A 12,623-nucleotide genomic window follows, 5' to 3' on the forward strand; every position below is an offset into this window, starting at 1 on the left:
CGACGTCAGACCTGTCCGGCGGGCACCGGCGTGCCGCGTCGCAGTCGTACGGCCTTGACGATGTAGTCCAGGCCGGTCACCACGGTGATGATCACCGCGGCCGCCATCACCCAGGCCCGCGTGCTGGCCAGCGGGCCGGTCATGACCAGTGTGTACATGCCGATCGCGACGCCCTGGAGCATGGTCTTGGCCTTGCCTCCCCGGCTGGCCGGGATCACGCCGTGGCGGATCACCCAGAAGCGCAGCAGGGTGATGCCGATCTCCCGGGCGAGCACCACGAGGGTGACCCACCACGGCAGGTCGCCGAGCGCGGACAGGCTGATCAGCGCGGCACCCATCAGCGCCTTGTCGGCGATCGGGTCGACCAGTTTGCCGAAGTCGGTGACCAGGTTGTGCATCCGGGCCAGCTTGCCGTCGAAGAGGTCGCTGATGCTGGCCACGGTGAACGCGGCCCAGGCCCAGGCCCGCCACGCGGGATCGTGGCCGCCGTCCTGGAGCAGCAGGACGACGAAGACCGGCACCAGGGCCACCCGCATCATGGTCAGCGCGTTTGCCGCGTTCCACGCGCTCACCGAGGTGGTGGGGTCGCCGAGGCGATCAGGCTTCGGCGGGTGGTTGGCCGCGGCGGCGCGGACGGCCTCGGCCGGACGCCGGCGCTGCGGTGCCGGATCGGCCGTCACCGATCGCCCCCGGGCACGATCACGTCGATCGCCTCGCCGTGCAGGTCGGCGCCCTCGCTGTCGGTGACCCGGACCCGGACCAGGTCGCCGACCCGCAGGCCCTCGCCGATCACGGTGGTCGAGCCGTCGGTCTCGGGGGCCTGGTGGTGCGCGTGGCCCTCGGCGGTGCCGTCCTCGCCGAGTTCCTCGATCAGCACGATCACCTCGGTGCCGATCCGGTCCTCGGCGCGTTGCGCGACCAGTTCCTCGGCCAGCCGGGAGATCCGCTCCACGCGCGCGGCCACCACGTCCGGATCGATCTTGTCGGCGTAGCCGGCCGCCTCGGTGCCGTCCTCGTCCGAGTAGCCGAACACGCCGATCGCGTCCAGTCGGGCGGCGATCAGGAAGCGCTCCAGCTCGTCCACGTCCTCCTCGGTCTCGCCCGGGAAACCGACGATGAAGTTCGAGCGCGCGCCGGCCTCGGGGGCCTTGGCCCGGGCCTGCTCCAGGAGGGTGGTGAACGCCTCGCGCGAGCCGAAGCGGCGCATCCTGCGCAGCACCGGCTCGGAGGCGTGCTGGAAGGACAGGTCGAAGTAGGGCGCGACGCCGGGCGTGCCGGTGAGCACGTCGATCAGGGTCGGCCGCATCTCGGCGGGCTGGAGGTAGTTGACCCGGACCCGCTCGATGCCCTCGACGGCGGCCAGCTCCGGCAGCAGCGTCTCGAGCAGGCGCAGGTCGCCCAGGTCCTTGCCGTAGGAGGTGGAGTTCTCGCTGACCAGGACGATCTCGCGGACGCCCTGCTCGGCCAGCCAGCGGGCCTCGGCGATCACGTCCGAGGGGCGGCGGGAGAGGAACGAGCCGCGGAAGGAGGGGATCGCGCAGAACGAGCAGCGTCGGTCGCAGCCGGAGGCGAGCTTGAGCGAGGCGACCGGGCCCGAGCCGAGCCGGCGGCGCAGCGCGCGCGGCCCGGAGGCCGGGGCGACGCCTTCCGGGAGGTCCGCGGGTGCGCCGTGTCCGGGCACCGCGACATCGGCGGCCTGGCGCTCGACCGGGGTGATCGGCAGCAGCGCGCGGCGGTCGCGCGGCACGTGCGAGGTGTGCTCGTCGCCGGCGAGGATCGAGCGCAGCCGGGTGGAGATGTCGCCGTAGTCGTCGAAGCCGAGCACCGCGTCCGCCTCGGGCAGGGCGCCCGCGAGCTGGTCGCCGTAGCGCTCGGCCAGACAGCCGACCGCGACGACGGCCTGCGTGCGGCCCTCGCCCTTGAGGTCGGCGGCCTCCAGCACGGTGTCGATCGAGTCCTTCTTGGCGGACTCGACGAAACCGCACGTGTTGACCATCACGACGGACGCGTCCGCGGCGTCCTCGACGAGGGACCAGCCGTCGGCCTCCAGCCGGCCGGCGAGTTCCTCGGAGTCCACCTCGTTGCGGGCGCAGCCGAGGGTGACCAGGGCGACGGTGCGCAGGGCGGAGGGGCTCTCGGCCGGGGCGGCGGGGCTGGTGGTATCGCGGGCGGGCATGCCGGAAAGCCTACGTCAGGCGCGGGCGTGGACCGGACGCAGGGAAGCGTCCGATGGTTCCGGGGAGGTCACGATGGCTCGTCAGCGAGGGGAAGCACCCGCCGACGAGGTGGTCCGCGTCGGGGAAGGTTCGGCCGACGCGCTCGTCCGCATCTGCGGGACGGGGTCGCCGGGTACGAAAGTGTGCTGGGCCACGGCACCCTCCTCGCCCGCCGGGCCCAGGTCCTTGCCGTTGACGTTCAGTCGCGCGGCGCCGGAGTTGCCGATCTGGAGCTTGAGCTGCTCGGGGTCGGTGAGCGTCTTGGCCTCGCCCTTGGCCAGGATGGTCTCGAAGATCTGCTTGTTCTCGGCGTCGAACGCGCGGATCCAGCTGCGGCCGTCGACGGCGGTGATCGTGACGACCACCTCGGCCGGGAACTCGGGGGTCTTGGTCGACGGCTCGACCGGTGGCGGCGGCGGGGCCGGGGCGACCAGGGCGGTCGTGGTCGGCGCGACCCGCGACGCGGTCTCCTTCTTGTCGTCGTCGGCGCGACCGCCGGCGAGCTGGACGAACGCGAAGATCAGCACGATGACCACCGCGACGCCCATGGCCAGGGTCCAGTTCGGCCGGCGGTACTCGATCGATTTGCGGGGGGAGTCGAAGATCTCGGTCGGGCGGGGAGTGCTGGTGCCGCCGACCGTGTGGTCGTACTCGGCGATCAGCGGCTCGGGTTCCAGGCCGGTCGCGCGGGCCAGGGTGCGGATGTGGCCGCGGGCGTAGAAGTCGCCGCCGCACGGTTCGAAGTCGTCCCGTTCGACGCCCTCGATGATGACCTGCCGGATGCGGGTGACCTCACTGAGCCGTTCGACAGTGAGACCGGCCCGCACTCGTGCCTCGGCGAGGCTCTGACCGATCGACACGATTCGCCCCTTATGCGTCATTCATCACGACTGACACCAATCATCACTTAAGTCAGATCATTCACCGCGCAACGTGGCCATAATCTGCTCGATTTCATCCGGTTTGATCAACACCTCGCGCGCCTTGGAGCCTTCGCTGGGTCCGACGATGTCCCGGCTCTCCATCAGGTCCATCAGCCGCCCGGCCTTCGCGAAGCCGACCCGCAGCTTGCGCTGGAGCATCGAGGTCGAGCCGAACTGGGTGGAGACCACCAGTTCGACCGCCTGGCAGAGCAGGTCGAGGTCGTCGCCGACCTCCTCGTCCACCTGCTTCTTGCGATCCGGCGCGGCGGTGACCTCCTCGCGGTACTCCGGCTGGAGTTGCTCCTTGCAGTGCCGGGCGACCGCGTCGATCTCCTCCTCGGTGACGTAGGCGCCCTGCATGCGGATCGGCTTGCTCGCGCCCATCGGCAGGAACAGCGCGTCGCCCTTGCCGATCAGCTTCTCCGCGCCGGGCTGGTCCAGGATCACCCGGCTGTCCGCCAGCGAGGAGGTGGCGAACGCGAGTCGGGACGGCACGTTGGCCTTGATCAGCCCGGTCACCACGTCGACGCTGGGCCGCTGGGTGGCCAGCACCAGGTGGATGCCCGCCGCGCGGGCGAGCTGGGTGATCCGCACGATCGAGTCCTCGACGTCGCGCGGGGCGACCATCATCAGGTCGGCCAACTCGTCCACGATCACCAGCAGGTACGGATACGGCTGCGCCTCGCGCTCGCTGCCCGGCGGCATCTTGAGCTTGCCCGCGCGCACCGCGACGTTGAAGTCGTCCACGTGCCGGAAGCCGAAGTTGGCCAGGTCGTCGTAGCGCATGTCCATCTCGCGCACGACCCACTGGAGCGCCTCGGCGGCCTTCTTCGGGCTGGTGATGATCGGCGTGATCAGGTGCGGGATGCCCTCGTAGGTGGTCAGTTCGACCCGCTTGGGGTCGACCAGCACCATCCGCACCTCCTCCGGGGTGGCGCGCATCATGATCGAGGTGATCAGGCCGTTGATGCAGCTCGACTTGCCCGCGCCGGTGGCGCCCGCGACCAGCAGGTGCGGCATCTTGGCCAGGTTGGCCACCACGTCGTTGCCCTCGACGTCCTTGCCGAGCGCGGCGATCATCGGATGCGCGTCGCCGCTCGCGGTGTCCGAGGCCAGGATGTCGCCCAGGCTGACCATCTCGCGGTCGGTGTTGGGAATCTCGATGCCGACCGCGGATTTGCCCGGGATCGGGCTGATGATCCGCACGTCGGCGCTGGCCACCGCGTACGCGATGTTCTTGGCGAGCGCGGTGATCCGCTCCACCTTGACCGCCGGGCCCAGTTCGATCACGTAGCGGGTCACCGTCGGGCCCCGGGAGAAGCCGGTGACCTGCGCGTCCACGTTGAACTGCTCGAACACCTTGGACAGCGCGGCGACCACGTCGTCGTTGGCCTTGCTGCGGGCCTTGGCCGGCGGGCCCTTCTTGAGCAGCGACGGGCCGGGCAGGTGGTAGGTGATGTCGCCGGACAGCCGCAACTGCTCGCTGCGCGGCGGCGCGGGGGTGTGTGCCGGCGCGTCGGCGGCGCGCGCCCGCAGGTCGGTGACCACCCGGGCCGCGGCGGCCTTGCGCGAGCGCGCGGGCGGTACGACCAGGCCCGCGTCGTTCGCGTCCAGCGCCGCGGCGGCGGCCGCGGCCACGTCGATCGCGTCCGGATGGCCGGCGGCGCCGCTCGGCCGGCGGCGCGGTCGGGTCTTGCGGACCGGCGCGGCGGCGGGAGGCGCGTCGTCCTCGTCGAAGCCGGCGAAGCCGCTCGGGCGCTCGTCCTCGTCGAACGGCACGGGCTCGGGCCCCTCGATGAAGCCCAGGAAGACCCCGAGCCGCTCGGGTACCGCGTTGATCGGCGTGGCGGTCACCACGAGCAGGCCGAACACGATCAGCAGCACCAGGAGCGGCACCGCGACCCACCGGGTCACCAGATGCACGGGCGGGGTCGCGAAGGCCCAACCGACCAGACCGCCGGCGTCGCGCATCGCGGCCGCGCCGTCGCCCGGTTGCGGGGTCCCGCAGCCGACGTGGATCAGCCCGAGCACGCTGCACACCAGCGCCGTGCAGCCGATCATGATCCGCCCGGTGGCGTCCTTCTGGTCGGGGTGGCGCATCACCCGTACGCCCAGCGCGCCGACCAGGAACGGCACCAGCAGGTCGAGCCGGCCCACCAGGCCCGCGACGACCGCGTTGACCGCCTCACCGACCGCGCCGTCGATGGTGCCCCACGCGCCGGCCGCGATCACTATGGCCAGGCCCAGCAGAGCCAGGCCCAGGCCGTCCCGGCGGTGCGCCGGGTCCAGCCCGCGCGCGCCGGAGCCGATTCCGCGCGCGGCCGAGCCGAACGCGTGGGCCAGCCCCAGCCACAGCCGCTTGAGCCCCTTCCCGAGCAACGCGGGTACCCCGCCGAGCAGTTTCGGCGGGGGCGGAGGGGGTGGAGCGGGTTTCTTGGCGGCAGCCTTCTTCTTCGCGGCCGTGCGCGGTTGCGCTCCGCCGCCGGACGCACGTGTGGCCATGTTCCGAGGTTACCGGTGGACCCTTCACACCTCATGCGTCCCAGCCCGGAGGGCGCGCGTGTCGGATTCGCACGCCGCTTCCGGGCCCGGGCGGCCCCGAGCCCCGACCGGGCCGTGCACGGCCCGGTCGGGGCTCGGGGTCACCGGGTCAGGCGTCCGCCTCGCCGGTGTCCGGTGCCGGTACCAGCGGCGGGCCGCCGTGCCCGGCCGCGGCCGGGGCGAGGGCGTCGAGCGCGGCGCGCATCCGGGCCACCCGGCGGCGGAGTTGACTCGCCGAGGCGGCCAGGATCGGATCGTCCGCCGACTCGACCTGCTTGGCCATGCCGTCGGCCTGCTCCTCGACCGAGGCCAGCCGCGCGGACAACTCCGCGATCACGTCCGCCCCGGCCCGGTCGCCGCCGGCCACCCCTTCGAGTCGCCCGCGCAGCAACGCGGCCTGCTCGCGCAGTTGGCAGTTCTTCTTGTACAGGTCCACGAACACGGAGACCTTGGCCCGCAGCACCCACGGGTCGAACGGCTTGGAGATGTAGTCGACGGCACCGGCCGCGTAGCCGCGGAAGGTGTGGTGCGGACCGTGGTTGATCGCGGTCAGGAAGATGATCGGGATGTCCCGGGTCTTCTCCCGGCGCTTGATGTGCGCGGCCGTCTCGAAACCGTCCATGCCGGGCATCTGGACGTCGAGCAGGATCACCGCGAACTCGTCCGTGAGCAGCGCCTTGAGGGCTTCCTCGCCCGAATGCGCCCGAACCAGGGTCTGGTCGAGCGCGGACAGGATCGCCTCCAGGGCGAGCAGATTCTCCTGACGGTCATCGACCAGGAGGATCTTGGCCTTCTCCGTCATGGCCCACCCTCTTCGATCCGACACGGTGGGTGACCCCGCGTATCGGTCGGCTCCACTCGTCCTTGTGCATCTTTTCGGTTTACGCGGCCCTGAATGACACAGCCTCGATCGACACGGTTTCGCTCGACCCGACCTTCGCCGTGGCCGTCCCGGCGCACACCACACCGGTCGAGCACACGTTCCGGGTGGTGCTCGTCCCGGTCATGGTAGTGGCCAGGCGATCGGCTCGGCAGGTATTCCGACACAGACGACCGCATGGTGTCACCACGCCTCGACCCACGGTCGCGACAACACCGCATCGACCCCTCCGCCCCTTCAACGTCGCTCGGTCCGTTCGGGTTCCATCATGGGGCGCCGGCCGCCCGGGAAGCGAACTAGTGGTCGAGCCAAGTCCGGATGAGTCCCAACAAGTGCCGCGTGTCGACCGGCTTGGCGACGTAGTCGGAGGCCCCGGAGTCGATGCTCTTCTCCTGATCCCCCTTCATCGCCTTCGCCGTCAACGCGATGATCGGCAGCCCGGCGTACTGCGGCATCCGGCGAATCGCCGAAGTCGTGGCGTATCCGTCCATTTCCGGCATCATCACGTCCATCAGCACGATCGCGATGTCGTCGTGTGCCTGGAGCACCTCGATGCCCTCGCGGCCGTTCTCCGCGTACAGCACGCTCAGCCCGTACTGCTCCAGCACGCTGGTCAGCGCGAACACGTTGCGCACGTCGTCGTCGACGATCAGCACCCGCTCGCCGTCGAAGGTGCCCTCGAACGGCTCGACCACCGGCTTGGCCGGGACCAGGTGTTCGGGGCGGACCGGGGCGGTGGCGCCGATCACCGCCCGGGTCAGCCCGTCCGGGGTGGAGACCCGCTGGAGCAGCACGATCCGACGTCGATAGCCGCGCAGTCGACCCGACTCGGAGCGGGTCGGCCGGTGCGGGACGTGCACCACGACCGGCAGGCTCTGCAACTCGGGCCGGGAGGCGACCGCGTCCAGCACCTGCCAGGCCCCCTCGTCGGCCAGCCGCAGGTCCACCACCAAACACGCGGGCGGCGTCTCGGCGAGCAGCCGGACCGCCTCCCCCTCGTCGCCGGCGGCGGTCACCTCGATCGCCCCGTTCATCGCGGCCAGCGCACCGGCCAGTGGGGCCCCGTCGGACTGCGGGGTCTCCACCACCAACACCCGGCTCGGGACCGGGTCGCCCTTGTCCTCGTCCACCTCCTCGCCGTCGGCGAGGAGGTCGGGGGCGTCGCTGAGCAGCGGGGTGGACGGCGCGGCGGCGGGCAGCGCCGCCCGGTACGGCGTCGGGGCGAGCTCGGTGTGCCGGTCGTGGATCACCTCGTCGCCCGGCACCAGGACGCTGTCCAGCGGGAGGTAGAGGGTGAATGTGCTGCCTCGGCCCGGCATGCTCTCGGCGTGGATCTCGCCGCCGAGCAGCCACGCGATCTCCCGGCTGATCGACAGGCCCAGGCCGGTGCCGCCGTAGCGGCGGCTGGTGGTGCCGTCGGCCTGCTGGAACGCCTCGAAGATCACCTTGAGCTTGTCCACCGCGATGCCGATGCCGGTGTCGATCACCGAGAACGCCACCGCGTGTTCGGCGTTGTCCAACTCGGTGTTGGTCAGCGGGATGTCGTCGGTGAGGGTGATCAGCACCTCCACCGAACCGGAGTCGGTGAACTTGACCGCGTTCGAGAGCAGGTTGCGCAACACCTGTTGCAGACGCTGCTCGTCGGTGAACAGGATCCCGGGCACCGCGGGCGAGACGTGCACCGTGAAGTCGAGGTTCTTCTCCGAGGTCAGCGGCCGGATGGTCGCCTCGACGTAGTCCATGAGCTGGGCCAGCGCGATCCGCGCCGGCCGCACGTCCATCTTCCCGGCCTGCACCTTGGACAGGTCCAGGATGTCGTTGATCAGTTGCAGCAGGTCGGATCCCGCGCCGTGGATGGTCTCGGCGAACTCGACCTGCTTGCGGGTCAGGTTGCCCTCGACGTTGTCCGCGAGCAGCTTGGCCAGGATCAGCAGGCTGTTCAGCGGGGTGCGCAGCTCGTGCGACATGTTGGCGAGGAACTCGGACTTGTACTTGGAGGACAGCGCGAGTTGCTCGGCCCGCTCCTCCAGCGCCTGCCGGGCCTGTTCGATCTCCCGGTTCTTGATCTCGATGTCCCGGTTCTGCCGGGCGAGCAGCGCCGCCTTGTCCTCCAACTCGGCGTTGGAGTGCCGCAGTTCGCCCTGCTGGCGCTGGAGCTCCTCGGAGCGTTCCTGGAGTTCCTCGGTCAGCCGCTGCGATTCGGCCAGCAACATCTCGGTGCGCGAGTTCGCCATGATCGTGTTGACCGTGACGCCGATCTGCTCGTTGAGCTGCTCCAGGAAGTTGCGGTGCACCTTGGTGAACGGGCGGAACGAGGCGAGCTCGAGGACGCCGAGCAGTTGGTCCTCGAACAGCACCGGCAGCACGATCACGTTGGCCGGGGCGGCCTCGCCCAGGCCGGAGGCGATCTTGATGTAGCCGGGAGGCGCGTCCAGGATCAGGATCGAGCGCTTCTCCAGCGCGGCCTGGCCGACCAGGGACTGGCCGAGCCGGAAGCGGGTGGGCACGCCGCCGCCGTCCTGGTAGCCGTAGGAGGCGATCAGCCGCAGCTCGACCACATCCTCCTGGGTCAGCTCGGCCAGGAAGAACGCGCCGTGCTGGGCGTCCACGACCGGGGTGAGCTCGCTCATGATCAGCGCGGCGACCGCCATCAGGTCGCGGCGGCCCTGCATGAGACCGGAGATCCGGGCCAGGTTGGTCTTGAGCCAGTCCTGTTCGCGGTTGGCCCGGGTGGTCTCGCGCAGGTTGTAGATCATCTGGTTGATGTTGTCCTTGAGCTCGTCGAGCTCTCCGGACGCGTCCACCGCGATCTGCAGGGACAGGTCGCCGCGGGTCACCGCGGTGGCCACCTCGGCGATGGCCCGCACCTGACGGGTCAGATTGCCGGCCAACTCGTTGACGTTCTCCGTGAGTTGCTTCCACGTCCCGGAGACGCCCTCGACCTCGGCCTGGCCGCCGAGCATGCCCTCGGTACCCACCTCGCGGGCCACCCGGGTCACCTCGCCGGCGAACGCCGACAACTGGTCGACCATCGTGTTGATGGTGGTCTTGAGTTCGAGCATCTCGCCGCGCGCGTCCACGTCGATCTTCTGCGACAGGTCGCCGCCCGCGATCGCGGTGGTCACCTTGGCGATGTTGCGGACCTGGCCGGTGAGGTTGTTCGCCATCGAGTTGACGTTGTCGGTCAGGTCCTTCCAGGTGCCCGAGACACCGGGGACGTGCGCCTGACCGCCCAGGATGCCCTCGGTGCCCACCTCGCGGGCGACCCGGGTGACCTCGTCGGCGAACGCGCGCAGCGTGTCCACCATCGTGTTGATGGTGCCCGCGAGACCGGCCATCTCGCCCTTGGCCTCGACCGTGCTCTTCTGCGACAGGTCGCCGTCGGCGACGGCGGTGGCCACCTGGGCGATGTTGCGGACCTGCGACGTCAGGTTGTTGGCCATGACGTTGACGTTGTCGGTCAGGTCCTTCCAGATGCCGGACACCCCGCGCACCCGCGCCTGCCCGCCGAGGCGGCCCTCGGTGCCCACCTCGCGCGCCACCCGGGTGACCTCGTCGGCGAACGCGGAGAGCTGGTCGACCATCGTGTTGACGGTCTCCTTCAGCTCCAGGATCTCACCCCGGGCATCGACGGTGATCTTCTTGGACAGGTCGCCGGTGGCCACCGCCGTGGTCACGTCGGCGATGCTGCGCACCTGGCCGGTCAGGTTGCCGGCCATCACGTTGACCGACTCGGTGAGGTCCTTCCAGGTGCCGGAGACGCCCTTGACGTCGGCCTGGCCGCCGAGCCGGCCCTCGGTGCCCACCTCGCGCGCCACCCGGGTCACCTCGTCGGCGAAGCCGGAGAGCTGGTCGACCATGGTGTTCACGGTGTTCTTGAGTTCGAGGATCTCGCCGCGCGCGTCCACGGTGATCTTCTGCGACAGGTCGCCCCGGGCCACCGCCGTGGTGACCTGGCCCAGACTGCGCACCTGTTCGGTGAGGTTTCCGGCCATCGAGTTCACCGAGTAGGTGAGGTCGCGCCAGACGCCGGCCACGCCGAGCACCTGGGCCTGCCCGCCGAGGCGGCCCTCGGTGCCCACCTCGCGCGCCACCCGGGTCACCTCGTCGGCGAACGCGGACAACTGGTCGACCATCGTGTTGACGGTGTTCTTGACCTCGAGGATCTCGCCGCGCGCGTCGACGTCGATCTTCTTGGACAGGTCGCCGCGCGCGACCGCCGTGGTCACCTCGGCGATGTTGCGGACCTGGGCGGTCAGGTTGCCCGCCATGAAGTTCACCGAGTCGGTCAGGTCGAGCCAGACGCCGGCGACGCCCGGGACGACCCGGGCCTGACCGCCCAGCCGCCCCTCACCGCCCACCTCACGGGCGACGCGGGTGACCTCCGAGGCGAACGCGGAGAGTTGATCCACCATCGTGTTGACGGTGTTCTTGAGCTCCAGCATCTCGCCGGAGACGTCGACCGTGATCTTCTGCGACAGGTCGCCTCGGGCCACCGCGGTGGAGACCTGGGCGATGTTGCGGACCTGGCCGGTCAGGTTGCCGGCCATCACGTTGACCGAGTCGGTCAGGTCCTTCCACGTGCCGGCCACCCCGGACACCTGCGCCTGACCGCCCAGGATGCCCTCGCTGCCCACCTCGCGGGCGACTCGGGTCACCTCCGAGGCGAACGCGGACAGCTGGCCGACCATGGTGTTGACGGTGTTCTTGAGCTCCAGCATCTCGCCGGAGACGTCCACGGTGATCTTCTGCGACAGGTCGCCCTGGGCGACCGCCGTGGTCACCCCGGCGATGTCGCGGACCTGCGCGGTGAGGTTGAAGAAGGCGGTGTTGACCGAGTCGGTCAGGTCCTTCCAGATGCCTGCGCCGCCGGGTACCTGGGCCTGGCCGCCCAACCGCCCCTCGAAGCCGACCTCGCGGGCGACCCGGGTCACCTCGGACGCGAACGTGCGCAGCGTGCCGGTCATCGCGTTGATCGTCTCGGCGAGCTGGGCCATCTCGCCGCGCGCGGACACGGTGATGGTCTGTGACAGGTCGCCGTACGCGACCGCCTTGGTCACCTGCGCGATGTCGCGCACCTGGGCGGTGAGGTTGCCGGCCATGATGTTGACCGAGTCGGTGAGGTCCTTCCAGGTCCCGGAGACCCCCTCCACCCGGGCCTGGCCGCCCAGGCGGCCCTCGGTGCCCACCTCGCGGGCCACCCGGGTCACCTCCTGGGCGAAACCGGAGAGCTGGTCGACCATCGTGTTGACGGTCTCCTTCAACTCCAGCATCTCGCCGGCCACCTCGACGGTGACCGTGCGGGAGAGGTCGCCCTTGGCCACCGCGGTGGTCACCAGCGCGATGTCGCGCACCTGGAGGGTCAACCGGCTGGCCATCGTGTTGACCGAGTCGGTGAGGTCCTTCCAACTGCCGGACACCCCGCGCACCCGGGCCTGGCCGCCGAGCTTGCCCTCGGTGCCCACCTCGCGGGCCACCCGGGTGACCTCGTCGGCGAACGCGCTGAGCTGGTCCACCAGACCGTTGGCGGTCCGGCCCATCCGCAGGAACTCGCCCCGCAGCGGCTGCTCGGCGATCCGCAGGTCCATCCGCTGGGACAGATCGCCCTCGGCGACCGCGGCCAGCACCCGGCCGACCTCGACCGTCGGCCGGACCAGGTCCTCCACGAGCGCGTTCGCCGCGTCGATGCTGGTCGCCCACGCGCCCTCGCCCGGTCCGGGGTCCAGCCGCTCGGTGAGTTTGCCCTCACGGCCGACAACCCGGCGGACGCGGGCCAGCTCACCGGCCAGGTGCTGGTTGCGCTCGACCATGTCGTTGAACGCGACGGCGATCTCGGACATGATCCCGTCGCCGGAGACCGTCAGGCGCTTGCGGAAGTTGCCGTCGCGGACGCCGGTCAGCGCCGCCAGCAGACGACGCAGATCCTGCTCGTCGTGCCGGCTCCGGGCGGCCGTCGTCCGTGCCTGCCCTGGGGAAGCCTTCGCCATCTCGCATTTCCTCCGCCGGACCGATTCGCCGCGACCGCTCGTGCTCCCGGCCGCTTGCCATCGACAGTCTTTCACT

6 protein-coding genes are annotated in these 12,623 nt (G+C 70.6%); all 6 read right to left on the reverse strand.

Annotation, left to right across the window (positions count from 1 at the left end; all coding sequences use genetic code 11):
* Positions 1-5: 5 nt before the first annotated feature.
* The 6 genes from pgsA to OG948_RS11485 all read right to left on the reverse strand — a co-directional run bounded on the left by pgsA (position 6) and on the right by OG948_RS11485 (position 12,547).
* Complete coding sequence (pgsA, locus tag OG948_RS11460) at positions 6-680, reverse strand: CDP-diacylglycerol--glycerol-3-phosphate 3-phosphatidyltransferase (protein ID WP_395862207.1); 675 nt, start codon at positions 678-680, stop codon at positions 6-8.
* Complete coding sequence (gene rimO, locus OG948_RS11465) at positions 677-2,176, reverse strand: 30S ribosomal protein S12 methylthiotransferase RimO (protein ID WP_406295951.1); 1,500 nt, start codon at positions 2,174-2,176, stop codon at positions 677-679. The genes pgsA and rimO overlap by 4 nt, the downstream gene beginning before the upstream one ends.
* Positions 2,177-2,257: 81 nt before the next feature.
* On the reverse strand, positions 2,258-3,076 hold the full coding sequence (locus tag OG948_RS11470; RefSeq protein ID WP_406295953.1) for a helix-turn-helix domain-containing protein: 819 nt from the start codon (positions 3,074-3,076) through the stop codon (positions 2,258-2,260).
* Positions 3,077-3,133: 57 nt separating this feature from the next.
* Positions 3,134-5,641, reverse strand: coding sequence for a DNA translocase FtsK (locus OG948_RS11475; RefSeq protein WP_406295955.1), 2,508 nt, complete (start codon positions 5,639-5,641; stop codon positions 3,134-3,136).
* A gap of 148 nt (positions 5,642-5,789) precedes the next feature.
* Positions 5,790-6,482: a two-component system response regulator gene (locus OG948_RS11480; RefSeq protein WP_395862198.1), complete on the reverse strand. Its 693-nt coding sequence runs from the start codon at positions 6,480-6,482 to the stop codon at positions 5,790-5,792.
* A gap of 374 nt (positions 6,483-6,856) precedes the next feature.
* Complete coding sequence (locus OG948_RS11485) at positions 6,857-12,547, reverse strand: HAMP domain-containing protein (RefSeq protein WP_406295957.1); 5,691 nt, start codon at positions 12,545-12,547, stop codon at positions 6,857-6,859.
* Between the last annotated feature and the right edge of the window lie 76 nt (positions 12,548-12,623).

It is taken from the genome of Embleya sp. NBC_00888, assembly GCF_045207655.1.
GTDB lineage: Bacteria > Actinomycetota > Actinomycetes > Streptomycetales > Streptomycetaceae > Embleya.

Bases quoted from the DNA above. Each gene is read 5' to 3' on its own strand.
- OG948_RS11480 (WP_395862198.1), bottom strand. From the start codon at position 6,482: ATGACGGAGAAGGCCAAGATCCTCCTGGTCGATGACCGTCAGGAGAAT.
- OG948_RS11485 (WP_406295957.1), bottom strand. From the start codon at position 12,547: ATGGCGAAGGCTTCCCCAGGGCAGGCACGGACGACGGCCGCCCGGAGC.
- OG948_RS11475 (WP_406295955.1), bottom strand. From the start codon at position 5,641: ATGGCCACACGTGCGTCCGGCGGCGGAGCGCAACCGCGCACGGCCGCG.
- rimO (WP_406295951.1), bottom strand. From the start codon at position 2,176: ATGCCCGCCCGCGATACCACCAGCCCCGCCGCCCCGGCCGAGAGCCCC.